A 23,761-nucleotide genomic window follows, 5' to 3' on the forward strand; every position below is an offset into this window, starting at 1 on the left:
CTCATGATCGTACGCAGACGTCCTGTCCGGAGCCGGGTGGCGGCGCACCCGGGCGTGTCCCGGACGCGCCCTTCCGCGGCGTGCCGGCACGGTCCCGGCGGCCGGGCAGCGCGAGGGCGGCCGGGAGGGCGAGGACGGCGATCGCGGCCAGCGCGGGCAGGGCGACGCCCCGGTCCGGGACGAATCCGGCCTGCGGCACGAGGGCCAGCAGCAGGGTCGCGGTGGCGACGCCGAGTGCCGGTCCGATGTTCATCACGGTCTGCTGGAGGCCGCCCGCGACCCCGGCGTGGGCCTCGGGCGCGCGGTGCACGACGACGGAGGTCGCGGTCACCATCAGCGCGACGAAGCCGGCCCCGAGGAGGGCGGATCCGGCGCCGACGGCGACGGCACCGGCCGTCGCGTCCCACGTCGAGATCAGCAGGACTCCGGACGCGAGGAGGGCCGCGCCCGCGGTCGCCGTCCGCCGCGGGCCGAACCGGCGCTGGAGCGGCGGGCAGAGCGGGGCGCCGAGCACCATGCACAACGCGAGCGGCAGGACGCGCAGGGCGCAGTGGAGCGGGTCGAGCCGCTGTACGTCCTGGAGGAAGTACGTCGCCACCAACAGCGTGCCGAAGAGGGCGGCCGAGGCGGCGAGGAGGACGGCGAGCCCGGCGACGACGGGCCCGCCGCGCAGGAGTCCGGGGGGCAGGAGGGGCCGCTCGGTCCGCCGTTCGTGCCGTACGAAGAGGAGGCCGGCGGCGATGCTCGCCGCGCAGGCGACCAGAGCGGTCCCCGCACCGCCGGGGCGGGCCGCCTCGACGAGGCCGTGGACGAGCAGCCCGAGCGCGGCGGCGAGCAGCAGGGCGCCGCCGGGGTCGAGCGGGTCCCGCTCCCGGCGCGTGTCCGGCCCGGTGCCGCGGTCCGGGTCGCGGGTCGCCAGCGCGACGAGGCCGATCGCGAGGGTCGGGGGGACCCCGAGGAGGAAGACGGAGCGCCAGCCGTACGCGGAGACCAGGGCGCCGCCGACGAGCGGTCCGGCGGCCGCGGCGAGGCCGATGGCGGCGGTGCGCACGGCGATCGGGGTCGACAGCCGCTCCGGCGGGTAGGCGGTCCGCAGCATGCCGAGGGTGGCGGGCTGGAGGAGGGCGCCGCAGACGCCCTGGAGGACGCGCAGCAGGATCACGGCGCGGATGCCGGGGGCCAGGGCGACGGCGGCGGAGGTGGCGGCGAAGCCGAGGGCGCCGACGGCGAAGATCCGGCGGTGGCCGTACCGGTCGCCGAGGCGGCCGGCGAGGACCAGGAGGCTCGCCACGGCGACGAGGTAGCCGGTGCTGGTCCACTGGACCTGGCCGACGTCGGCGTGCAGCTCGCGCTGGAGGGCGGGTTGGGCGACGGTGAGGACGGTCCCGTCGAGGGCGACGACGGCGGCGCCCACGACGCTGCAGGCGAGGACGGGGGTGCGTCGGCGGGTCGCGGCGCCGGCTCCGGCGGGCCGTGTGCGCGTGCGGGTCATCGGGTGGGCTCCGCGGGGCCGAGGTGCGCGTCGAGCGCGGCCGTGAGGAAGGGGGCGGGGTCGTCGCCGCCGGTGGCGAGCCGGAGGCTGCCCCAGTGCGACAGCTGGGCGATGCCGTGGAGGTTGGCCCAGAGGGCGCCCGCGACGACGGCGGGGTCGGCACCGGGTCGGACGAGGGCGACGAGCCCGGTCAGCCGGGCGAAGAGCGGCAGGCTCGTCTCGCGCAGCCCCAGCCGACCGCTCCGCAGCAGGTCGTGGCGGAACATCAGCTCGTACATGCCGCGCCGGGCCGCGGCGTAGTCGAGGTAGACGCCGGCGAGCAGGGCGATCCGTTCGCGGGGTCCGGCGGTCTCCCGGTCCTCGGCGGCGACGCGGTCGGCCAGTTCGGCGAAGCCCTGGCGGGCGATGGCCGACAGGAGGTCGAGGTGGGTGGGGAAGTGGCGCCGTGGCGCGCCGTGGGAGACACCGGCCCGGCGGGCGATCTCGCGCAGGGTGAGCGCCTGGGCTCCTTCGGCGTTCACCAGCTCCACGCCCACCCGGACGAGCCGTCCGCGCAGCCCGTCGTCGCCCTCGTGCTCCGCCTCGGGGCCGACAGGGGCTTCGGCGGCCGGGCTCTCTTCGTTTCCGTCGATCTCGCGCATGCACCGTGTCTACCAAGATCGAGTAGACACTGTCTACTCCTCACGCAGACAGTGTCTACTCACCCGTGCGCCCCTGTCCGTTACACTGAGGGACAGCGAAGGGGAGTAGCCCTGCGAACCGGTCGTCGACACACTGGAACCCCCGGGTTCCCGGTGACCGGGTCCGCGCACGACGCGGACGGGCGAGACCTTCGGCCAGGCAACAGCCGTGTCCGCGTCTCCGTGGGCGCGGTCCGTCATGCCGGGCCGAGTGGTCCTCCCGTCGCCCACCGAGGCGCCGTGCGAAGCCCATGGGCCCGGACCGAGCAGAGAGCCCCGGTATGCACCTCGACCCCTTGGCGATCCTCACCGCCTTCGGGCTGATCTTCCTCGCCGAGCTTCCCGACAAGACGATGTTCGCGTCCCTCGCCATGGGCACGCGCATGCGTCCGCTGTACGTCTGGATCGGCACCTCCACCGCCTTCCTGGCACACGTCGCCATCGCCGTGGGAGCCGGCAGCCTGCTCGGGCTGCTCCCCGGCTGGTCCGTCAAACTCGTCTCGGCCCTGCTCTTCGGCTTCGGCGCCTTCGTGCTGCTGCGCGGCGGCGACGACGAGGAGGCGGACGAGGGCGGCCGGACGGTCAGTGGCTTCTGGCCCGTCTTCTCGACCGCCTTCATGGCCGTCTTCATCAGCGAGTGGGGCGACCTGACCCAGATCACCACCGCCAACCTCGCCGCCACCAACGGCACCTGGTCGACGGCGATCGGCTCGCTCGCCGCCCTGATGAGCGTCTCCGCCCTGGCCCTCGTGGCGGGCCGGTTCATCGCCAAGCGCGTGCCGCTCAAGACCGTGCAGCGCGTCGGCGGCGTCATCATGGCCGGCCTCGCGATCTGGTCCCTGACGGAGGTCTTCACCGGCTGACGCGCGTCCGTCGTCCGTCCGCGCCGCACACCCCCGCCCTCGCGGGGGTGTGCGGCGTTCCGCCCCGGTGCGACCCGCGGGCTCTCCGCCCCCGGAGGCGCGCCCTCGCACGACCTCTTGTTGAAGCAATGAATCACTGCTTCACTCCTTCCATGCCCTACCGACGCACCCCCGCCGTCCAGGCCCGGCTGGACGCCCAGCGGACCTCCGTCGTCGACGCGGCCCTCGGGCTGCTCGCCGAACAGGGCTACGCGGGCTGCACGATGGCGGCGGTCGCGACCAGGGCCGGAATCGCCACGGGCAGCGTGTACCGCCACTTCCCCAGCAAGGGCGACCTCGCCGTCGAGCTCTTCCGCTCCGTGGTGAGCCGGGAGGTCGCGGCGGTCTCCGAAGCGGCCGGGCACCCCGGGCACCGGTCGGCGGCCGAGCGGGTCGTCGCCGTGACGGAGACCTTCGCGCAGCGCGCCCTCAAGTCGCCCCGCCTCGCCTACGCGCTGCTCGCCGAGCCCGTCGACCCGGCCGTCGACGCCGAACGGCTCGTCTTCCGGCGCGCCTTCCGCGACGTGTTCGCCGCCCGCGTCGCCGAGGGCGTGCGCTCGGGCGAGCTGCCGCCCCAGGATCCGGCCCTGACCGCCGCCGCGCTGGTCGGGGCGGGCGCCGAGGCGCTCGTCGGCCCGCTCGCCGAGGGCGCCGTCGGGCCCGACACCGTACCCGCACTCGTCACCTTCACCCTGCGAGCTCTGGGAGTTCCCGATGCCGACCACGCATGAGGTCACCAACCAGGTACCGCCGCTGACCGGATACGACGTGTCCGCCGACCCCGCGCTCCTGGAGGCCCTGCGCCGGGAGGGCGCCGACTGGGCCGAGGCCGAGGTCCGGGAACTCGGCCGGAAGGCCGGCGGCGAGGAGGCCCAGGAGTGGGGGCGGCTCGCCGAGCGCCACTCCCCCGTCCTGCACACCCACGACCGGTACGGCCACCGGATCGACGAGGTGGAGTTCCACCCGCACTGGCACGACCTGATGGACGTGGCCGTGCGGCACGGTCTGCACGGCGCGCCCTGGCGCGACGACCGGCCGGGCGCGCACGTGGCGCGCGCGGCGAAGGTCTTCGTGTGGGGGCAGGCGGACGCGGGACACCTGTGCCCCGTCTCGATGACGTACGCCGCCGTGCCCGCGCTCCGCGCCCAGCCTGAACTCGCCGAGGTGTACGAGCCCCTGCTCACCTCGTCCTCGTACGACTTCGGGCTGCGGGTGCCGACGGAGAAGCGCGGGATCATCGCCGGGATGTCGATGACCGAGAAGCAGGGCGGCTCGGACGTCCGGGCGAACACGACCCGGGCGGTGCCGGCCGGCGAACCCGGCCTGTACGCGCTGACCGGGCACAAGTGGTTCACCTCGGCGCCCATGTCGGACGTCTTCCTCACCCTGGCGCAGGCACCCGGCGGCCTCTCCTGCTTCCTCGTGCCCCGGGTGCTGCCGGACGGCAGCCGCAACGCCCTGCGGCTCCAGCGCCTCAAGGACAAGCTGGGCAACCGGTCGAACGCCTCCTCCGAGATCGAGTACGAGGGCGCCCTCGGCCGGCTCGTCGGCGAGGAGGGACGCGGGGTGGCCACCATCATCCGGATGGTGAACATGACGCGGCTCGACTGCGCGATCAGCTCCGCGTCCGGGATGCGCCTCGGTCTCGTCCAGGCGGTGCACCACGCCACGCACCGCGAGGCGTTCGGCGCACGGCTCGTCGACCAGCCGCTCATGCGCAACGTCCTGGCCGACCTGGCCGTCGAGGCCGAGGCGGCCACGGTCGCGGCGCTCCGGCTCGCCGGCGCGGTGGACCGCGCGACGCGCGGTGACGCCGAGGAGGACCAGCTGCGCCGGCTGGGCCTCGCCGTCACCAAGTACTGGGTGTGCAAGCGGGCGCCCGCGCACGCGGCCGAGGCCCTCGAATGCCTGGGCGGCAACGGCTACGTCGAGGACTCGGGGCTGCCGAGGCTCTACCGCGAGTCCCCGCTCCCCTCCATCTGGGAGGGCTCGGGAAACGTGGCGGCCCTCGACGTGCTGCGGGCGATGGCCCGTCAGCCGCAGGCGGTCGAGGCGTACTTCGCCGAGGTCGACCGCGGCGCGGGCGCCGACCGGCGGCTGGACGCGGCGGTCGCCGGCCTCCGCAAGGAGCTCGCGGGGCTCGGCGACCCGGACGCGGTGGCGTACGGGGCCCGTCGTCTCGTCGAGCGCCTCGCCCTCGTCCTCCAGGGCTCGCTGCTGGTGCGCCACGGGCACCCGGCCGTCGCGGACGCCTTCTGCGCCTCCCGTCTGGACGGCGACCGGGGGCTCGCCTTCGGCACGCTGCCGACGGGCGTCGACACGGCTGCGATCATCGCGCGCAGTGGCCCGGACGCGGTGGGCGCGGGCCGGGGAGTGCCTTCCTGATCTCGCCCGACCCGCGTCGCCCGCCGGAGCACGGCGGGCGACGCGGTCGTCCGCGGCGGACCGGTGCGGGTCAGGAACCGGTCAGGACGACGAGCCGCTGGGTGGCGCGGGTCATGGCGACGTAGCGGTCGACCGCTCCCTCGACGCCGTCGCCGAACCGGTCGGGTTCGACGAGGACGACCAGGTCGAACTCCAGCCCCTTCGACAGCGACGGGGTGAGCGACCGGACGCGGGAGGTCTCCCGGAAGGTCGGGTCGCCGATGACGCAGGCGACGCCTTCGCCGTGCTCGCCGAGCCAGTCGTCGAGGACCGGGCGCAGTTCGGAGACGGCTCCGTACGTGACGGGGAGACCGCTGCTGCGGACGGAGGTCGGCACGTTCGCGTCCGGGAGCGCGGCCCGGATGACCGGCTCGGCCTCGCTCATGACCTCCTCCGGCGTGCGGTAGTTGATGCTCAGCGAGGCGACGTCGATCCGGTCGAAGCCGTTCCGCTCCAGCCGCTCGGTCCACGACTCGGTGAACCCGTGCCGGGCCTGGGCCCGGTCGCCGACGACGGTGAAGCTGCGCGACGGACAGCGCAGCAGCAGCATCTGCCATTCGGCGTCGGTGAGTTCCTGCGCCTCGTCCACGACGATGTGCGCGAACGGGCCGGCCAGGGGCTCGGGGTCGGCGACGGGCAGGGCGGAGTCGTCGACCAGGCTGTCCTTGAGGTCCTGTCCGCGCAGCATCGTCACCGCGCCCTCGCCGTCGTCGTCCGCGGCGAGCACGTTGTCGATGACGTCGGCCATGCGGGCGCGCTCGGCGTCGACCGAGGCCCGGTGGCGTCGCCGGCGCGCCGGCGCCTCCGGGTCGCCGAGCCGGTGGCGGGCCGCGTCCAGGAGCGGCAGATCGGACACCGTCCAGGCGTGGGGGTCGGTGCGCCGCAGCGCGCGCACCTCGTCGGGGCCGAGCCAGGGGGCGCAGAGCCGCAGGTAGGCGGGGACGGTCCACAGGTCGCCGACGAGGTCGGTCGCCTCGAGGAGGGGCCAGGCGCGGTGGAGGGTGCCGACGAGCTCCCGGTCGAGCAGCAGCGCCTTGCGGAACTGCTCGGGCGGAACGTCGGCGTCGCTCTTGTCGGTGAGGATCGTCAGCAGCTCCTCCAGGATCTGGTCGCGCGCCTCGTTGTGCGGGGTGCCGGGCCCGACCGCGCGGAACGCCTCGGCCCAGTCGTCCGCAGTCAGCCGGACGTCCGACCAGGCGGTGGTGACCGTCATGGCCTCGGTGGGGGGATCCTCGTAGAACCGGACGGCCGTCTCGACGGCCCGGACCATGTCCGCGGACGCCTTCAGACGGGCCGCCTCGGGGTCGGTCTCGACCGTCGCGCCGGCTCCCTCGGCGACGAGGTCCCGCACGGTGCACGTCCGCACGCCCTCCTCGCCGAGGCTGGGCAGGACGTCGGCGACGTAGTTCAGGTACGGCTGGTGGGGGCCGACGAAGAGCACGCCGCCGCGGCGGTGGCCGAGTCGGGGGTCGGAGTACAGGAGGTAGGCGGAGCGGTGCAGGGCGACGACGGTCTTGCCCGTGCCGGGACCGCCGTCGACGACGAGCGCACCGCGGGACCCGGCGCGGATGACGGCGTCCTGGTCGGACTGGATGGTGGAGAGCACGTCCCGCATCCGGGCCGACCGGGAGCCGCCGAGGCCGGCGATGAAGGCGGACTGGTCGTCGAGCGCGGCGTGGTTCCGCAGGCCGTCGGCGGTGAAGACCTCGTCCCAGTAGTCGCTGACGCGGCCTCGGGTCCAGCGGTACCTGCGGCGGCTCGCCAGGCCCATCGGGTCGGCGTGGGTGGCCGCGAAGAACGGTTCGGCCGCGGGGGAGCGCCAGTCGACGAGCAGCCGCCGCCCTGCATCGTCTGTGAGGCCGAGGCGGCCGATGTAGAGGGGGTCGGTGCCGTCCGCGCCGACGACGTGGCCGAGGCACAGGTCGAGGCCGAACCGCCGCAGGGCGCGCAGGCGGGCGGTCAGCCGGTGGATCTCCAGATCCCGCTCCATGGCCGCCTGGCCGACTCCGCCCGGCGCCCTGCGTTCGGCGTCGAGGCGGGCGGACAGGTCGGCGATCGCCAGCTCCAGGCTCTCCTCGATGGCCGCGAAGTGCTTCTCGTCTCCGGCGATCAGCGCCGGGTCGGCCTTCGCCGCGAGGCTGTCGGGCAGGTGGAACGCGCTGGTGGTCTGAGGCTGCATGTCTCCCGTTTCCGCAGGTCCTGGCTTCGAGGGGAGATTGTGCGGCACCACGGGGGCCTTGCCGCAAGCCCCCCGGTGCGCTATATCTTGAGAGTGGCGGAGGATGGGTGCTCTCCTCTCGCCGACGGGCCGTGACGACGACCGGCCTCCCCTACCATCTCCCCCGGCCCGTGTGCCGGGTCGTCCGCGTGCTCTCTCGGCGGACCGGCCTGCGGGGTGACAGGCTGTCGGCGCACGCTTCCCATGGCCACGGCTTCGGCCGTAACGAGAGGGAGTCCCCGTTGGACGACGAGGCGATCCACCGTGAACTGGACGAGCGGGCGGGCGCGGTGGCGGACCGGGTGGTGGCCTGGCGCCGCCATCTGCACCGGCATCCGGAGCTGCCCAACCGGGAGGTGAGGACGGCCCTTCTGGTGGCGGAGGAGCTGCGCGCGCTGGGTCTCGACGAGGTCCGTACCGGCATCGCGGGACACGGGGTCGTCGGCGTCCTGCGCGGCGGCGCGGGCGGCGGGCGCGTGGTGGCGCTGCGGGCGGACATGGACGCGCTGCCGGTGCGGGACCTGTGCGGGACGGACTTCGCCTCGGAGGTCGTCGACGCCGACTACCCGGGCGGCCCGTTCCCGGTGTCGCACGCCTGCGGGCACGACTGCCACACCGCGATGCTGCTCGGCGCGGCGACGGTCCTGGCGGGCGTCCGCGAACGGCTGCCGGGGACGGTCCTCTTCGTCTTCCAGCCCGCCGAGGAGGGCCCGCCGGTGACCGAGGAGGGCGGCGCGCGGGCCATGATCGAGGCGGGCGCGTGCGCGGACCCGGTGCCGACGATGGCCTTCGGGCTTCATGTGACGCCTCATCCCAAGGGGTACGTCGGATACCGGATCGGCAACCAGTACGGCGCCTCCGCGCTCGTCCGGATCGTCGTCACGGGGAAGCAGACGCACGGCTCGACGCCCTGGGAGGGGATCGATCCGATGCCGGCCGTGGGGGCGGTCCTCACGGGGATCGGCCAGCTGTACCGCCAGGTCTCCGCCTTCGACGCGGTCACCGTGTCCATCGGTCACGTCGAGGACGTCGGACGCTTCAACATCGTCGGCCAGACCGTCACCCTCTGGGGCACGGTCCGCTGCGCCGTGGAGTCCGACATGGCCGAGGTCCAGCGGCGCCTCGCCACGCTGGCGGAGCACTCGGCGGCGGCGTACGGGGCGGCGGCCTGCGTCGAGTACCTCCAGCCCGTTCCTCCGGTGCACAACAGCGCACCCTGGGTGACGGCGGCGCTGCCCACCTTCCGCCGGGTGGTCGGCGAGGACCGCGTGGTGGAGACGGGCGGCACCCTCGGGTACGACGACGTGTCCGAGTTCGTGGGCCGGTTCGGCGGCCTGTACGTGATGCTCGGCGTGCAGGACGCGGCCCTGGACTCCTCGGGCCGGCCGGTCCCGGAGCCGGGCGGACGCGGTCTCGTCACCAACCACAACCCGCACTTCTACGCGGACGACGACACGCTCGTCACCGGTGTCCGCCTCCACGCGCACGTGGCCCACGACCATCTGGCGGGGGTGCTGGTGGCGTCCCCCGAACCCTGAGCGCGCCGATCGGCCGGGCCGCCGCTCAGGGGCCCGCCGGGCCGACCGCGCCCACGAAGGCCCTGAGCAGGTCGGAGTCGGCCGTGGTCGGCCAGGCCAGGCCGTACGCGAGGGGCGGGGCGTCGCGCAGCGGGACGTAGGCGATGCCGGGGCGGGGGTGGTAGACGGCGCCGCGTGCCGCTCCGGGGGCGACTCCCCGGCCCGCCGAGACGTGGGAGAGGACCTCCTGCCAGGTGGCGGCCGCCGGGCCGCGGCCGACGGGCGCTCCGGAGGGGGTGGTGCGGGGGTAGTGGTGGTCGGTCCAGTACTCGGGGACCGCACCTTCGGGGGCGATCAGTTCGAGCCCGGCGAGGTCCTCCAGGCCGAGGGACGGCCGGCCGGCGAGCGGGTGGGAGGAGGGCAGGAGCAGCACCCGGTCGTCGGTGGTGACGACGGGGCCGGTGGTGAGGTCCGGCTCGCGGACCGGGAAGGCGACGAACTGGACGTCGAGCGTGCCGTCCCGGAGGGGGCGGACGCCCTCGTCGAGCGGGACCTCCCGGACGGTGATCTCGCAGGCGGGGTGGAGCGCGAGGAGGGCGTCGGCGGCGGCCGTGAGCAGTTCGCCGCCCCAGGGTGCGCCGAAGCCGGCGCGCAGCCGGCCCTGGAGGCCGTGGCCCGCGGCGGTGGCGCGTTCGACTGCGGCGCGCAGCTGCCGGTAGGCGGGCAGGAGGTCCTCGTGGAGACGACGGCCGACCGGGGTCAGTCGGACGCTGCGGCTGGTGCGGGTGAAGAGCGGGGTGCCGACGCGACGCTCCAGCCTCTTGACCGTCTGGCTGACGCGGCCGGTGGTGACGCCGAGGCGTTCGGCGGTGCGACCGAAGTGCAGCTCCTCGGCGAGCGTCAGGAACGCCTCCAGTTCGTACCGTTCGAGCATCGCGCCTCCAGCGATCGTTGAGTGTGGCTCAACGCCGGTTCGATGATCGCACCTTGTTCGGCCGCTCCGGCGACGGGAGCCTTGGGGAGTCCCCGCCCCCCTTCGGAAGAGAGTCCGTGGAACCGAGCCCCGCCGCCGCCCCCTCCCCCGCCCGACCCCTGAACGTGCCGCTGCTCGCGGTGGCGGGCGCGGTCACCGTCGCCAACCTCTACTTCCCGCAGCCGCTGCTCGCCGCCGTGGCGCGCGGCCTGGAGGTCTCGGAGCGGACGGCGGGCCTGATCGCGCCCGCCGCCCAGGTGGGGTACGCGCTCGGACTCCTGCTGCTCGTCCCGACGGCCGACACCGCCCGGCTGCGTCGCCTCACCGCGGTGCTGCTCGCCCTCACGAGCACGGCCCTGCTCGTGGCCGCGGCGGCGCCCGACGTCGTCACCCTGACCGTCGCGACGCTCGCCCTCTCCACCACCACGGTCCTTCCGCAGATCCTCACCCCGGTCGCGGCTGTCCTCGCCGGTCCCGCGCGACGGGGCCGGGTGGTGGCCCTGGTGGGCCTCGGCCTGACCCTGGGCTCGACCCTGTCCCGTACGGTCTCGGGCGCGGTGGCCGATGCGAGCGGCAGCTGGCGGGCGGCGTACGTGGTGGCCGCGATGGCGACGGCGGCCCTGCTGTTCGTGCTGCCGCGGCGGCTGCCCGAGCGGCTGGGGCCGCCGGGACGCACCTCGTACGCCGCGCTCCTCGCCGGGCTGCCCCGGCTCCTCTCGGCCCACCGGGAGCTGCGGGTCGCGGCGGTGATCGGCGCGTGCGCCTTCGGCGCGTTCAGCGTCTTCTGGGCCGTCCTCGCCTTCCATCTGGCGGCGCCTCCGCTGGGGTACGGACCGGGGGTGGCCGGTCTGTTCGGTCTGCTGACGCTGCCGGCGGCGCTGCTCTCCGCGACGGCGGGACCGCTCACGGACCGCTTCGGCGCGGGGGCGGTGAACGCCGGCGGGCTCGTCTGCGCGGGGCTCGGCATCGCGGTGGCGGGCCTGGCCCCCGCCTCGGCCGCCGGGCTGGCGGCCGGGGCGAACCTGCTGGTGGTCGGGGTCAGCGCGTGCCAGGTCGCGGCGCAGGCTCGGATCTTCGCCATCGGACGGGAGGTGGCGGCCCGGGTCAACACGGTCTTCATGCTGGCGACCTTCGGCGGCGGCGCCGTCGGCTCGCTGGCCGGCGGGGGGCTGTACGCGGCCCACGGCTGGGCGGCAGCCCTGCTCGCCGCCGGGGCCTGCGTCGCGGGCGGCCTCGTGACGGTGACCGCGTCGGCGCGCGCGGCGGTCCCGAGTTGCGCGCCCGACGCCACACGGGAGGCTGGGGGTATCCGCCCGCGCACCTCTCCGGAGGGCACCCCGCAGGGAGATTGATGATGTCGGACCTCACCGAGCTCGCCGACGAGCACCTGGCCGCGGCCCGCACCGCCGCGCACGGGCGCAGCGCCCATCTGGTGATGCACGACGGGGTGCTCCGGCAGACCGTCATCGCCCTGACCGCGGGCACCTCCCTCGACGAGCACAACGCGCCCCCGGCGGCCAGCCTCCAGGTGCTGCGGGGACGGGTGAAGCTGACCTCGCCCGGGTGGGCGCAGGAGATGGCGGCGGGCGCGCTCCGGATGATCCCCAAGGAGCGGCACGGCCTGACGGCCCTGGAGGACGCGGTGGTCCTCCTGACCGCGGTGAACGACTGACGCCGCCGCGGGGGCGGTGCCCACGACGCGCCCCGCGCACGGCGCCGGGCGGGGTCACTCGGTCGCGTCGAGGTCCTCGGCGTAGTGCTCGATGGCCGGCCGGTACTTCCGTACGGACGGATCGTCGCTGGTGGCCGCGAGGAGACGGAGGAGCAGTCGGACCGACTCGTGGTGGCGGCCGGTGTTGTACAGCGCCATCGCGAGGAAGGCGCGCAGTGAGCCGTCCTCGGGGAACTCCTCGGCGGCGGCGGTCAGCAGGGCGACGGCGTCCTCGTACCGGCCGAGGACGCGGTAGGTGCTGCCGAGGCCGAGGAGCGCGCCGCGCCGGTCCTCGGGCGTGAGCCCGGTGCCTGCGAGGGCCCGCTCGTAGTACGGCACGGCCTGCGCCTCCCGACCGAGCACGTCGTGCGCCCAGGCGGTCTGGTACGCGACCTCTGCGTCGTCGGGCCATCGCACGGCGAGCGCGACGAGCCGCTCGCACGCCTCGACCTGACGTCCCCGCTCGCGCAGCGCGACCGCCTCGGCGAGGGCGCCGGTCCTGTCCTCGGAATGCTCCATGGCGCCATCGTCGCAGGCGGCCACAGGGGCGACGGGGGTGGGTCCCGCCCGTCCGGGTGGCGGCCCGGAGCATCGACCCCGCGTCGGCTTTCAAGATCATCATGTGCAGAATAACCTGCATGGCGATAACGAACATGCCCGAAACGGCAACGATCGACGACGCCGCGGCCATCAGCCGCGTCCTCACCCGCGCCTTCGACGACGACCCGATGATGCGCTGGTTCTTCCCCGACGAGCCCTCCCGCGCCACCGCGCTGGAGCGTTACTTCACCACCCTCTTCACCCGCCAGTACGTCCTCCACGGCGTGTGCGAGCGCACCGACGCGGCCGCGGCGTTCTGGGTGACGCCCGAGGCCCAGGCCAAGGCCGTGCCCGACGCGGAGACCATCCGCCGGCTCACCGAGATCCTCGGCGACCGGGCCGGGCTGTTCGCCGAGGCGGTCCGGACGGCCTCGGCACACACTCCGCAGGAGCCCCACTGGTCGCTGGCGCTGATCGGCGCCGACCCCGCGGCCCAGGGCCTGGGCCAGGGTTCCGCCCTCCTGCGCTCGGGCCTCGCCAAGGCCGACGCGACGGGCATGCCCGCCTATCTGGAGTCCTCCAAAGAGTCGAACCTCCCGGTGTACGAGCACTTCGGCTTCGCCGTACGCGAGGAACTCCGGCTGCCGGGCGGCGGACCCACGCTGTGGGGCATGTGGCGCGAGCCGCGCCCGACCGCCTGAGCCGCCACGCTCGGGCCGGCGAGCCGGAATTCGCCCCGGCCGAAGGGCCGGACCGGGGCACCGAGAGTCACGGGCTCAGTGGGGCTTCTTCGACCATTCGAGCGTGACCCGCAGGCTGGCGTTCGCGCTTCCCTGGACGACGAGCGCCGTGAGCCGGCCGGCGTCCAGGCCCAGTTGACAGCCGAACTCGACGGTCGCCCGGTCCGGTGACGCCTGGTGCAGCGCTTCGCCGATCCGACCCGCGAAGGAGGAGAGGGCCTCGGTGACCGCCGAGAGGTCGGGCATCCGGTCACCGATCCCCTCGGGCTCCCACTCGGGACCGAGCTGCCGGGCCTCGACGTAGAGGGTGGCGTCCCCGACGGCGACCTTGGTGACGTCCGGCATCGAGGCTCCCTGCGGTCGACGGGTGCTGACAGGACGTCAGTATCGCCGAGGGGGTGCGGGGCCGGGCGCCATCCGCCCGGCGGCGTGGCGCGGTCGTGCGTCCCGGCCACGGGCGGCGTCCGGCCCGCCCCGGTCAGAGTTCCGGGCGGAGGGTGCCGGCGGAGGGGCCGGCCGCCGCGACGGTGGTGCCGGGGGCGAAGGCGCTGCCGCGCTGCCACTCGGGCCAGCTGAGGTTCCAGTCGCCGAAGCCGTTGTCGAAGGGCGTCATGGGAGCCCCGTATCCGTTGACGAAGCTGACGAGGTCGCCCTCGCGGACCGTGCGGAAGAGCCAGGCGGCGTCCTCGGTGCTCATGCCGGTGCAACCGTGGCTCACGTTCTCGGCGCCCTGCGCGTCGACCGACCAGGGGGCCGCGTGCAGGTACTCGCCGCTCCAGGTCACCCGGGTGGCCCAGTGGACCTTGAGGTCGTAGTAGTCGCGGCTGCCGCGTTTGATGCCGATGGAGTCGCCCCGCATGCGGACCGTCGGTTCCTTGCCGAGGACGACCTTGATGCCGCTACGGGTGCGGTAGCCCTCCTTGCCGGTCGTGACCGGCAGGGTGCGCAGGACCCGGCCGTCCTCCCGGACGGTCATGGTCAGGGCCGCGATGTCCGTGACCGCCTCGATCCGTGATCCGGTGGTGAAGGTCACGGGGCTGGAACGGCCGCCGAACAGCCCGCCGCCGACCCGGACCCCGTCGAGTCCGCTCCGGAGGTGGACGACGGCGCGGGAGGGCCAGTAGGTGCGGGGGCGGTAGTGGAGGGTGGTGGCGTCGACCCAGTACCAGGCGCCCTCGACGTGGGGTTCGGCCCGCACTTCGAGGGCTCTCTCGACGGCTCGCCGGGCCGCGGGGTCGTCGGCCGGCACGGGGTGGCTGAGCTCGGCGGTGACGGGATGGCCCACGCCGTACGTCCGGCCGTCCTCCGGTCCGAAGTCGACCGTCAGCCGCTCACCGGCCGGTGCCGAGGCGGTGCGGAAGTCCAGACGGGCGAGGTCGCGGTGGATCCGACCGCCGTCGGGGCGCTCGACGACGAGACGGGCGGCGAGCGCGGCCCCGGCCGGCAGGGCGACCGCGCTGGTCCACCGCGTGCGGTCGGCGCTCGACGACCCCGCGACCCGGCGGCCGCGCCGGTCGGTGACGGTCACGTCGGCCAGGACGCCGGGGGTGCGGAGCGCGATCTCCACGGGTCCGGTCACCCTCCGGTCGATCAGAAACGGGGCGCCGGTGAGCACGGGCCCGCCGGCCAGCTCGACCGTGTGCCGGGGCACGGAGCAGAGTCCGGTGCCCGCGGAACAGCCGTCGACCGTGACGATCGCGGTGGGGTCCGATGCCAGGAGGGAGCGGGTGTCACGTCCGCCGGGCGACTGGGCCGCCGTACCGACGAGGACGGCCCCGACGGCCAGGGACAGGGCTCCCCACCCTCGTACGTATCTGCGTGACGGCACGTCGGACACCCTCCCCTTCCGGACGACGACGTCGGCGGAGGACACCGACCCGATCATCAAAGCGGATGAACCGACAGAAAGATGATCAAGACACCGGGTGTGGCGGCGCAGTGGCCGGCGAGACGACTCGAATGGGTCAGCGGGCGGGCTCGGGGAATTCCTCTGGGTCAGCGGGCGGGCTCGGGGAGTTCCTCGCCCGTCTCCAGAAGGGACTTGAGACTGGCGATGAGCGCGGGCCATCCTTCGCCGATCAGAGCCTTGATGGTCCCGTCGGGCTCCAGGTCGCCATGGGTGACGGTGAGTTTGACGATGTCGCCGGAGGGCTCGATCTCGAACGTCACCCGCGACCTGCGCTCGGCGGCGAGCCGCTCGTAGACCTCGCGGCCGAGGCCCACGGCCTCGGCCCAGGCGGGGGTGAAGGTGTGCCAGGTGTAGGAGAGGAGGCGGCCGGGTTCGGCGGCGAGGACGACCTGCTCGGGGTCGGACGTGCTCCGGCCGCCCTCGTCCCAGACCATGGGCGCTCCGGGGGTCCAGTCGGTCTCGAAGGCCACGCCCCAGAAGCGCCGGGTGAGCTCGGGGTCGGTGAGCGCCTTCCAGAGCTCGTCGGGAGTCGTCCGGATGTAGGTGGTGTAGACGAACGAGTCGCTGTCCATCGCGCTGCCCCTCGGATCTGCTCCCCCGCGGCCTGCCCCCCTCCAGCCTAGGCGGGGGCCGTACGGACGTGCCAGCGATGAACACCCGTCCGGCCCCGTCCGTGCCCCGGTGAATAGGTGCGGAGGAAACTATTCAACGTGCTGCTAGCGTGTCGGAATGTCGCTCAAGCACGCCGTTCTCGCAGCTCTTCTGGAGGGCGAGGCATCCGGATACGACCTGGCCAAGATCTTCGACGTGTCCGTCGCCAACTTCTGGGCTGCCACCCCGCAGCAGCTCTATCGCGAGCTCGACCGCCTCGACGAGGCCGGTCTGATCACGGCCCGTGTGGTGGAACAGGAACGGCGTCCCAACAAGCGGATGTTCAGCCTGACCGAGGACGGACTGCGGGACCTGACGGCCTACACGTCGACACCGCCGAGGCCCAGCGCCGTCCGCGACGAGCTGCTGGTGCAGGTACAGGCGTGCGACGAGGGCGACACCACGGCGGTACGCGGCTTCGTGGCGCAGCGGATGGAGACGGCCCGGGCCAAGCTGGCCCGCTATGACCGGCTGCGCGAATGGATGCTGGCAGGACGCGACGAGGAGACCTACCTCGTCGAGGCGGAGCGGGTCGGCCCCTATCTGACACTGATGCGCGGCCGGTTCTTCGAGGAGGAGAACCTGCGCTGGGGCGAGCGCGCCCTGGAGGTGCTCGACCTCCGCGCCGCCACGCGGAGCGGAGCCGCCGCACGGGCCGAAGCGACCCCCCGCGCCTGACGCGCACCGGGGCCGGCCCCGCCACCTCGCCCCACCCCTGTGTACCGCCGGTACCTACTCTGCGGTAGCCTCACCGACCGGCCACCGGAGGCACCGGTGGCATCGCGGGTACGGATCGGGGACGGGCTTCTATGAACGTCGGTGACCTCGTCGAGGACTTCAGCCTTCCGGACGAGACGGGCGCGGAGCGCTCGCTCACCGGCCTCCTCTCAGAGGGGCCGGTCGTCCTCTTCTTCTATCCGGCGGCCATGACGCCGGGGTGCACCGCCGAGGCGTGCCACTTCCGCGACCTCGCGACCGAGTTCCGGGCGGCCGGCGCGCTCCCCGTCGGCATCAGCTCCGACGACGTGGCGCGGCAGCAGGAGTTCGCCGAGCGGCATTCCCTGGGCTACCCCCTGCTGTCGGACCCCGAGGGCGCCATACGCGAACGGTTCGGTGTGAAGCGCGGGTTCTCGCTCGCCCCCACCAAGCGGGTCACGTTCGTGATCGGCCAGGACCGCCGGATCGTCGAGGTCGTCCGCAGCGAACTGCGCATGAGCGCCCACGCGGACCGCGCGCTGGCGGCCCTCCGGCGCGGCTGAGGCCGCGGGCCCGGCGTCCATTCGATCACGCTCACGGGCGGCCCGCACGCCGGGCCGCCACGACGTGCGGGGCCGCGGGGGCTGGGTGAGACTCGCTCCAACGCCCGGCTTCTCCCGGCCGGGTGGGAACGGAGTGTGCAGGAATGGACGACTACCCTCTCCTCGACGTCTTCTGGACCATGCTGTGGTTCTTCATCTGGATCATGTGGCTCTTCCTGCTGTTCAAGGTGATCACGGACATCTTCCGCGACCACGCGCTGCACGGCTGGGGCAAGGCCGGCTGGCTGATCTTCTGCATCCTGCTCCCGTACCTCGGCGTGCTGGTGTACGTCATCGCCCGCGGCAAGGGCATGGGGCAGCGTGACGTCAAGCAGGCCAAGGAGAGCGAGGCCGCCTTCCAGGACTACATCCGCAAGACGGCGGGGACGGCGCCCGGCGGCGGGAGCCCGACCGACGAGCTGCACCGGCTGGCGGAGCTGAAGGAGAAGGGCGCCATCACTCCCGAGGAGTTCGAGAAGGCGAAGGCGAAGATCCTGGCCTGACCGGGCGCGAGGAAGGCGGACGCCGGTGAGGAAGGCGGCCGGAGCGGCTCCGACGGCCGGGCTCGCGGGTTCCCTGCTCCGAGAGGTCTCGGCGGACCCGGGCAGACTGCCGGAGTCGCTGGCCTCCTTCGCCCTGCGCCACATGGGACCGGGTGCCGCGACGGCCGCCGAGCGCCTGAGGGCCGCCCACCCGGAGGCCGACGCGGCGACACTACGGGCCCTCGTGCTGACGCGCGGGCGCCGGGCGGTGACCGCCGAAGGGGCCTTCGTCGGAGGCCCCTTCCTACTGTTGGTACCCGTCGCGTTCTGCGGGGCCCTGCTCTCCCAGGCACGCATGGTCTTCGAGCTCGCCGCCGTCGAGGGACGGGACCCCGAAGATCCGGAGCGGGCGGCCGAACTCCTGGTCCTGCAGGGCGTGTACGAGGACACGGCGACGGCCCGCGCGGCGCTGCGGGCCGCCCCGGCCGCCGGAGGTACGACGGGGCATCGCGCCCGGGGCCGGTGGGCGGCCCTGTGGGACCTGGTGGTCAGGATGGCGAGGCTGCTCGGTCTGCTGACACCGGGCACCGAGGGGCCGGGGCGGCTCGTGCGCCTCGGCCAGTACGCGCTGACGGGTGCGGTCTTCCTCGTCGGCCTGGTGGCTCCCCTCGTCTGGCTCCCGTACCTGGCCGTCTCCTACTGGCGGGCCACCAACCGTCTGACCGACCGGGCCACGGCCTTCTACGTCGGCTCCCCCGACCTCCGCCCCCAGCGCCGGCGCCGTGTTCGCGTCGACGCGTCCATGGGCGTGGCGCTGCTGCGCGCGCTCGGGTCCCTGCTCGTGCCGGCCGTCGCGGTGTTCCTGGTCGTCACCACCGACCTCAGGACCGCGGGGGCCCGGTGGCCGGTGATCGTGATCGCGCTCGTCGCCGGCTGCCTGGTCACGGGCGGCTGGTGGCTGTGGCGGCGACGCCGACACCGCACCACCCCCTGAATACGCAACCCAAATACCACTTTGATACGGTCACACCGTGAGGCTGACGAAGTTCACCGACCTGGCGCTCCGTGCCGTGATGCGCCTGGCGGTCACCGCACCGGAGGAGTCCGTCACCACCCGCGAGGTGGCGGCGTCGATGGACGTGCCCTACGCCCACATGGCGAAGGTGGTCACCCGGCTCCAGCACCTCGGCGTGGTCGAGGCGCGGCGAGGTCGCGGCGGCGGTCTCGCCCTGACCGATCTGGGCCGGCGCTCCTCGGTGGGCTGGCTGACCCGCACCCTGGAGGGCGACGAGGAGGTCGTCGCCTGCGAGGGCGACCCACCCTGCCCCCTGCGCGCGGCGTGCCGACTGCGGGGCGCGCTGCGCGAGGCCCAGGAGGCGTTCTACCGGGCACTCGACCCCCTGACGGTGGCGGAGCTCGTGGCCTCGCCGACCGGTCCACTGCTGCTCTCCCTCACCCCACGCCCCGTCGACTGAACCACGCGCCCGACCAGGGCGCCCTTCGCACCTTCTTAAATACGTAGATCATTTACCAGATTGGAAGTTCCCATGCTGTCCGAGCAGGCCATTCCGGTCGTCCGCGCCACCTTGCCCGCCGTTGGCGGAGCCCTCGACCAGATCACCGAGCGGTTCTACTCGCGCCTCTTCGCCGCACACCCCGAGCTGCTGCGCGACCTGTTCAACCGGGGCAACCAGGCCAACGGCGAGCAGCGCAAGGCGCTCGCGGGCTCCATAGCCGCGTTCGCCGTCGCCCTGCTCGACAACCCCGACAGCCGCCCCGACGCCATGCTGTCCCGCATCGCCCACAAGCACGCCTCGCTCGGCGTGACGTCCGCGCAGTACAAGGTGGTGCACGAGCACCTCTTCGCCGCCATCGTCGAGGTCCTCGGCGAGGCGGTGACCCCGGAGGTCGCCCGGTCCTGGGACGAGGTGTACTGGCTGATGGCCAACGCGCTCATCGCCGTGGAGGCCCGCCTCTACCGGGAGACGGGCGTGCCCGAGGGCGCGGTGTGGCGCTCGATGGAGATCGCCGAACGCCAGGAGGAGACAGTCGACACGGTGTCCTTCCTCCTGCGGCACGCCGACGGCGCCCCCACCGACGCGTTCCTGCCCGGCCAGTACGTGAGCGTGCAGGTGACCCTGCCCGACGGCGCCCGGCAGATCCGTCAGTACAGCCTGTCCTCCGCCCCCGGACGCCCCCAGTGGCGGATCACCGTGAAGCGGGTCGACGGAGACCCCGCGGGCGAGGTCTCCTCGTGGCTGCACGCCCACGGCCGCGCGGGCGACACCCTGGACGTGTCGGCCCCGTTCGGCGACCTGGTCCTGCCGGAGGGCGACGGCCCGCTGCTGCTCGCGTCGGCGGGCATCGGCAGCACCCCCATGCTGGCGATGCTCGACCACCTCGCGGCCACCGGATCCACCCGCCCGGTCGCGGTCGCGCACGCCGACCGCTCCCCCGCGTCCCACGCCCACGCCGTGGAGCTGCGACGGCTCGTCGACGCACTGCCGCAGGCGACGCTGCACCTCTGGTACGAGGAGCCGGGCGACTCCGGTGCCCACGCGGGTCGCGCGGACGTCACGTCGCTCGACCTGCCGCCGGGCACGACCGCCTACCTCTGCGGTCCGCTGCCCTTCCTCCGCACGGTGCGCGGCGACCTCCTGGGCGCGGGCACGGCGGCGGCCGACATCCACTACGAGGTGTTCGGACCCGACCTGTGGCTCGGCGCCGAGGACTGACCACACTTCACCGAATGACCTTCGATCCCTGTGCGCCATAGCGCCACCGCTACGGATACTGCATAGTGAGATTCCGTATCGGCCTCGCAATCAGCGGGTCCGCAGCGAATGGACGGCAGCGATGGGATCGTTCGGATCAGCAGTCGGGGAACGGGCCGCGAGGCGGCCCGTGCGCGGAATCGCGCTCGACATCGGCAGCTCCCGGACCCGCGCCTGGGCGCCGGGAGCGGGCGTCTTCGCGGACGTGCCGAGCGGTCCGGTGCGACGCGGCCGCGTCACCGACGCGGCCTCCCAGCTCCGGCTGCTGCGCCGGCTGACCGCCTCGGCCCCGGGCGGCGACGGACACGACACGGTCGTGATGCTGACCCACCCGGTCCTCGCCCGCCCCGGGGAGCGGGAGGAGGCACGCAGGATGGTCGACGCCCTGGGCCCGGTCCGGGTCATCGCCGTGGACAGCGCCCGCGCGGCGGCGGCGTACGCGGCCCCGCCGGGCGGCGGCCCGCTGCTCGTGGTCGACCTGGGTGCCCAGCTGACCGAGGTCACCCTCGTCGTGGACGGCCTCGTCGAGGACGCCCGCCTCGCGGAGGTGGGGGTCGACGACGTGCCGCAGACGGGGCGGATGCCGGACACGATCGCCGGGACCGCCGCCGACCTGGTGAGCGACCTGTGGCGGCACGACCGCACCGGTGCGGTCCGCGGGGCGCTGCGCGGAGGTGTCCTCGTGACGGGCGGTGGCGCCCTCCGTCTGGATGTGACCGCACGCCTCGCCCACCTCCTGAGGGCCCGGGTCCGCCTGGCGAACGACCCGGCGACCAGTGTCGTCCGCGGTGCCGGTCTGATGCTCACCTCCGTTCTCCGCCACCCGACCGGGCCCCTGAGCCGCGGCTGAGCCCAGGGACACCGGTCCCGGAACGACCCGAGGGCCGTCCGGGGCATCGCGGGTGGTGCTCGTCAGCAGCCGGTCGACCAGATGTGGGAGTCACCGCGGTCGTTGGCGGCGCCGTTGTAGCCGACCTCCTGACCGGGAGCGAGACAGATGGTCATCCCGCCGCCCTGCCAGGCGCTCTCGTAGACCCGGACGTGGTCCTTGATGCCGGGTCCGGAGATTCCGTGGTTGGCCCAGGAGGAGTCGGTGTCGGAGATCCAGCTCTCCCACCAGCCGTCGTCTCCGCTCCAGTTGGCACGCTGGCCGCCGAAGTCGGCGTTCTGCCAGACACAGAACTCTCCGCTGGGGCATTCCGCGGCTCCGGCGGCGCCGGCGAGGGCGAGGCCGGCGGTGGTGGCCAGGAGCGCGGCGGCGGCCGTGGCGAGAAGTCGCTTCACGAGAGGTGGGGCCTTTCTGCGGGTGGTACGGAGACGGCCGTCTCGGATGGCGGCCGTGCGGGGCGGGTCGGTTCGGACGGGTCCGGTTCGGGCGGGCGCGACAGGGGTCGGGTGAGATCAGGTCCGGCGGATTCGGGTCGGATGGATTCAGCTCGGGTGGCCTGGGGTCGGGTGGGTCCGGATGTGCCCCGTTCGGCTTGGGCCGGTTCGAAGTCGGGTGTCTGCGCCCGGGGCAGCTCGATCGCCCTCAGCAGCGCGCGCTCGCGCAGCTGCCGGTACGCGGTGAGTTCGTCCCGGTGGAGGGTGCGCACACGGGCCAGTTCGGCAGGCTCCAGTCGCCGGCGCACCTCGTCGAGTCCACTCTCGCGTGCGCAGCGGGCGGCGACGGCCGGGTCGGGCCGGTCGGGACGGGGACGACCGGGCGGGGCCGCGCACCGGGTCCAGCGGGCGAGCGCCGCACGGTGGGCGGGGTCGGCGCCCAGCCGGGCCTGGGCCTCGGCTCGGAAGTTGTCGACCGTGACCTGGACACGGAACCAGCGGCGCTGGTCGCCGTAGAGCCGCTGCCGGGCGGCGCCGAGGCAGCCGTCCTCGTGAGCGGTGACGGTGGCACCCGTGGCGAGGGTGACGGAGAGTTCACGCGGGCCGGCACCGAAGAGCGCCGCCTGGAGGACGCGGTCCTCGTCCGGTGCGCGGGGCCTGGCCGACAGGGTGATCCCGTGGTCGCCCAGGCAGTCGACGACGAGCCGGTGCTCCGCCGCCCTCAGCAGTTCGTCCTGCGCGGCCCGGGTGACCGGCACGCCCGGTGCGCCCGCCCTTGCCGGGCCTTCCGGCCCGACCACGGTGCAGCCGGAGAGCAACAGTGCGGCAGCGGCCGCGAGGGTCCCGCGGCGGGCGCGTCCGGCGGTGCTCAGCATGGTGTGTCCCCCATCGATCGTCCCTGCTCGGAGGGGCTGCCGGTGATCGTCAGGCGGCCCGGGGTGATCACTGCCCGAAGGCTCGACGGGCATGCGGATGCTCACTCGAACGAGTCGAACGCGCCGGTGCGCGCGCCCCTCACGCGCCGTCGACGTGCCGCGCGAGCGGACGGACGACCGCGGGCCACGGCAGCGGGGACGCGGAACGGACGCCGACCCGGACGGGAACAGGGACGGCGACCCGGACGGGAAGGGGAACGACAAAGCCCCGGTTGGACGGGGGATTCCAACCGGGGCCGTTCGCCGTGACGGGGAAGGGCGGTCACCTCTGGGGGGGGACCTTGGGGACCGGGCCCCTTCGCAGTCACATAGGTATGAACGGCGAACCTTTCCCGAATGTTCCGAGAGGTCCGCGGTGGGCGATGTGAGTCACCTCACCCGGTTTCGGCGGGTGGTGTCAGTCCTTCTCGGGACGGTAGACAGCACCCGGCTCGGCCTTCCCCGGCGCGAGGAGTTCGGGGACCGTCACGAAGGTGAAGCCGCGACGCTTGAGCTCGTCGATGATCGACGGGACGGCGGGGACCGTGCCGTCGTATATGTCGTGGAGGAGGATGATCCCGTCCTCGTGCGCCTGATCGAGCACCCGCTGCCGTATGAGGGCGGAGTCGGTGGTGGAGTAGTCCTTGGCCGTGATGCTCCACAGGACCTGGGCGAGCCCGAGTTCGCGGCTGACGTCGGACACGGTGCCGTCGGTCCGACCCTGCGGTGGACGCATGAGGGTCGGCTTCCGGCCGGTGAGCTTCTCGACGGCGTCCTGGGTGCGCGACAGCTCGTCGCGGACATCGGCGGCATCGAGGTCGGTCAGTATGCGGTGGGTCCAGGTGTGGTTGGCGACCTCGTGACCCTCGGCGGCTATGCGCTGCACGACCTGGGGGTAGCGGTCGACGTGCTTGCTGCCGAGAAGGAAGAAGGTCGCGGGGACCTGCTTCTCCTTCAGGATGTCCAGGAGCCGTGGGGTGTCCTTGCCCGGTCCCGCGTCGAAGGTCAGCGCGATGCACTTGACCTTGGCGCAGTCGACGCGCCGCGCCGACGTGCCGGCCTTGTCGTCCGTTCCGGCCTCGTCCCGCGCGTCCCGAGGGGTGACGGTGTCGACGCCGCAGGCGCTGAGCGTGAGCATCAGCGACGCGGCGGCGAGCAGGGCGGCGGCCGTTCCCCCGCGTCGGCCCGGCCTGAATCGGAGCATGGTGGAACC

Annotated in this window: 25 protein-coding genes; 14 read left to right on the top strand and 11 right to left on the bottom strand. The window is 73.9% G+C overall.

Features of this window, described 5'->3' with window-relative positions; translation table 11 throughout:
- Position 1: 1 nt before the first annotated feature.
- Together AB0424_RS02535 and AB0424_RS02540 are read right to left on the bottom strand one after the other, a co-directional pair.
- Complete coding sequence (locus tag AB0424_RS02535) at positions 2-1,492, bottom strand: MFS transporter (protein ID WP_366301570.1); 1,491 nt, start codon at positions 1,490-1,492, stop codon at positions 2-4.
- Positions 1,489-2,133: a TetR/AcrR family transcriptional regulator gene (locus tag AB0424_RS02540; RefSeq protein ID WP_366301572.1), complete on the bottom strand. Its 645-nt coding sequence runs from the start codon at positions 2,131-2,133 to the stop codon at positions 1,489-1,491. Before AB0424_RS02540 ends, AB0424_RS02535 begins: the two co-directional genes overlap by 4 nt.
- Positions 2,134-2,453: 320 nt before the next feature.
- On the opposite strand from AB0424_RS02540, the gene AB0424_RS02545 reads away from it, so the two are divergent.
- The 3 genes from AB0424_RS02545 (at position 2,454) to AB0424_RS02555 (ending at position 5,459) form a co-directional block, all read left to right on the top strand.
- On the top strand, positions 2,454-3,035 hold the full coding sequence (locus tag AB0424_RS02545) for a TMEM165/GDT1 family protein (RefSeq protein WP_366301574.1): 582 nt from the start codon (positions 2,454-2,456) through the stop codon (positions 3,033-3,035).
- A gap of 152 nt (positions 3,036-3,187) precedes the next feature.
- Entirely contained in the window at positions 3,188-3,805 is a 618-nt protein-coding gene (locus tag AB0424_RS02550) for a TetR/AcrR family transcriptional regulator (RefSeq protein ID WP_366301575.1), read from the top strand.
- Positions 3,789-5,459 (top strand): acyl-CoA dehydrogenase family protein, encoded by a 1,671-nt coding sequence (locus AB0424_RS02555; RefSeq protein ID WP_366301576.1) that lies wholly within the window; start codon positions 3,789-3,791, stop codon positions 5,457-5,459. The genes AB0424_RS02550 and AB0424_RS02555 overlap by 17 nt, the downstream gene beginning before the upstream one ends.
- Positions 5,460-5,529: 70 nt before the next feature.
- Here AB0424_RS02555 and helR read toward each other — a convergent pair whose 3' ends face one another.
- On the bottom strand, positions 5,530-7,677 hold the full coding sequence (gene helR, locus AB0424_RS02560; RefSeq protein WP_366301577.1) for an RNA polymerase recycling motor ATPase HelR: 2,148 nt from the start codon (positions 7,675-7,677) through the stop codon (positions 5,530-5,532).
- Between the two features lie 281 nt (positions 7,678-7,958).
- Between helR and AB0424_RS02565 the strand changes: the two genes are divergently transcribed.
- Positions 7,959-9,254 (top strand): amidohydrolase, encoded by a 1,296-nt coding sequence (locus AB0424_RS02565; RefSeq protein ID WP_366301579.1) that lies wholly within the window; start codon positions 7,959-7,961, stop codon positions 9,252-9,254.
- 25 nt (positions 9,255-9,279) lie between these two features.
- Here AB0424_RS02565 and AB0424_RS02570 read toward each other — a convergent pair whose 3' ends face one another.
- On the bottom strand, positions 9,280-10,167 hold the full coding sequence (locus AB0424_RS02570) for a LysR family transcriptional regulator (protein ID WP_366301580.1): 888 nt from the start codon (positions 10,165-10,167) through the stop codon (positions 9,280-9,282).
- Between the two features lie 116 nt (positions 10,168-10,283).
- Between AB0424_RS02570 and AB0424_RS02575 the strand changes: the two genes are divergently transcribed.
- The gene (locus AB0424_RS02575) at positions 10,284-11,558 is read left to right on the top strand and encodes an MFS transporter (protein WP_366301582.1); all 1,275 of its coding nucleotides are present in this window, start codon (positions 10,284-10,286) and stop codon (positions 11,556-11,558) included.
- A gap of 2 nt (positions 11,559-11,560) precedes the next feature.
- A complete protein-coding gene (locus AB0424_RS02580) occupies positions 11,561-11,878 on the top strand; it encodes a cupin (protein WP_366301584.1) in 318 nt (105 codons plus the stop codon).
- A 54-nt stretch (positions 11,879-11,932) separates the two neighbouring features.
- On the opposite strand, the gene AB0424_RS02585 is transcribed toward AB0424_RS02580, so the two are convergent.
- Positions 11,933-12,436 carry a tetratricopeptide repeat protein gene (locus AB0424_RS02585; protein ID WP_366301585.1) on the bottom strand — a complete coding sequence of 168 codons (504 nt, stop codon included), beginning with the start codon at positions 12,434-12,436 and terminating at the stop codon, positions 11,933-11,935.
- Positions 12,437-12,555: 119 nt separating this feature from the next.
- On the opposite strand from AB0424_RS02585, the gene AB0424_RS02590 reads away from it, so the two are divergent.
- Positions 12,556-13,158 (top strand): GNAT family N-acetyltransferase, encoded by a 603-nt coding sequence (locus AB0424_RS02590; RefSeq protein ID WP_366301587.1) that lies wholly within the window; start codon positions 12,556-12,558, stop codon positions 13,156-13,158.
- 75 nt (positions 13,159-13,233) lie between these two features.
- Here AB0424_RS02590 and AB0424_RS02595 read toward each other — a convergent pair whose 3' ends face one another.
- From AB0424_RS02595 to AB0424_RS02605, 3 genes are all read right to left on the bottom strand, one after another.
- Positions 13,234-13,542, bottom strand: coding sequence for a CU044_2847 family protein (locus AB0424_RS02595; protein ID WP_366301588.1), 309 nt, complete (start codon positions 13,540-13,542; stop codon positions 13,234-13,236).
- A 133-nt stretch (positions 13,543-13,675) separates the two neighbouring features.
- Positions 13,676-15,025: an Ig-like domain-containing protein gene (locus AB0424_RS02600; protein ID WP_366301589.1), complete on the bottom strand. Its 1,350-nt coding sequence runs from the start codon at positions 15,023-15,025 to the stop codon at positions 13,676-13,678.
- A gap of 167 nt (positions 15,026-15,192) precedes the next feature.
- Positions 15,193-15,678 (bottom strand): SRPBCC family protein, encoded by a 486-nt coding sequence (locus AB0424_RS02605; protein ID WP_366301590.1) that lies wholly within the window; start codon positions 15,676-15,678, stop codon positions 15,193-15,195.
- 157 nt (positions 15,679-15,835) lie between these two features.
- Between AB0424_RS02605 and AB0424_RS02610 the strand changes: the two genes are divergently transcribed.
- The 7 genes from AB0424_RS02610 to AB0424_RS02640 all read left to right on the top strand — a co-directional run bounded on the left by AB0424_RS02610 (position 15,836) and on the right by AB0424_RS02640 (position 21,161).
- Positions 15,836-16,435: a PadR family transcriptional regulator gene (locus tag AB0424_RS02610; RefSeq protein WP_366301591.1), complete on the top strand. Its 600-nt coding sequence runs from the start codon at positions 15,836-15,838 to the stop codon at positions 16,433-16,435.
- Positions 16,436-16,566: 131 nt separating this feature from the next.
- Positions 16,567-17,016 (top strand): peroxiredoxin, encoded by a 450-nt coding sequence (locus AB0424_RS02615; protein WP_366301592.1) that lies wholly within the window; start codon positions 16,567-16,569, stop codon positions 17,014-17,016.
- Positions 17,017-17,159: 143 nt separating this feature from the next.
- Complete coding sequence (locus tag AB0424_RS02620) at positions 17,160-17,558, top strand: SHOCT domain-containing protein (RefSeq protein ID WP_366301593.1); 399 nt, start codon at positions 17,160-17,162, stop codon at positions 17,556-17,558.
- A gap of 25 nt (positions 17,559-17,583) precedes the next feature.
- On the top strand, positions 17,584-18,531 hold the full coding sequence (locus AB0424_RS02625) for a hypothetical protein (RefSeq protein WP_366301594.1): 948 nt from the start codon (positions 17,584-17,586) through the stop codon (positions 18,529-18,531).
- 37 nt (positions 18,532-18,568) lie between these two features.
- A complete protein-coding gene (locus tag AB0424_RS02630) occupies positions 18,569-19,012 on the top strand; it encodes an Rrf2 family transcriptional regulator (RefSeq protein WP_366301595.1) in 444 nt (147 codons plus the stop codon).
- Between the two features lie 72 nt (positions 19,013-19,084).
- The gene (locus tag AB0424_RS02635) at positions 19,085-20,272 is read left to right on the top strand and encodes a globin domain-containing protein (protein WP_366301597.1); all 1,188 of its coding nucleotides are present in this window, start codon (positions 19,085-19,087) and stop codon (positions 20,270-20,272) included.
- Positions 20,273-20,441: 169 nt separating this feature from the next.
- Complete coding sequence (locus AB0424_RS02640; RefSeq protein WP_366301598.1) at positions 20,442-21,161, top strand: rod shape-determining protein MreC; 720 nt, start codon at positions 20,442-20,444, stop codon at positions 21,159-21,161.
- Positions 21,162-21,223: 62 nt separating this feature from the next.
- Here AB0424_RS02640 and AB0424_RS02645 read toward each other — a convergent pair whose 3' ends face one another.
- The 3 genes from AB0424_RS02645 to AB0424_RS02655 form a co-directional block, all read right to left on the bottom strand.
- Positions 21,224-21,595 (bottom strand): peptidase inhibitor family I36 protein, encoded by a 372-nt coding sequence (locus AB0424_RS02645; RefSeq protein WP_366301599.1) that lies wholly within the window; start codon positions 21,593-21,595, stop codon positions 21,224-21,226.
- Positions 21,592-22,509: a hypothetical protein gene (locus tag AB0424_RS02650; protein WP_366301600.1), complete on the bottom strand. Its 918-nt coding sequence runs from the start codon at positions 22,507-22,509 to the stop codon at positions 21,592-21,594. Before AB0424_RS02650 ends, AB0424_RS02645 begins: the two co-directional genes overlap by 4 nt.
- Positions 22,510-22,966: 457 nt before the next feature.
- Complete coding sequence (locus tag AB0424_RS02655) at positions 22,967-23,752, bottom strand: polysaccharide deacetylase family protein (RefSeq protein WP_366301601.1); 786 nt, start codon at positions 23,750-23,752, stop codon at positions 22,967-22,969.
- Between the last annotated feature and the right edge of the window lie 9 nt (positions 23,753-23,761).

It is taken from the genome of Streptomyces sp. NPDC051180 (assembly GCF_040689545.1).
Taxonomy (GTDB): Bacteria; Actinomycetota; Actinomycetes; order Streptomycetales; family Streptomycetaceae; genus Streptomyces.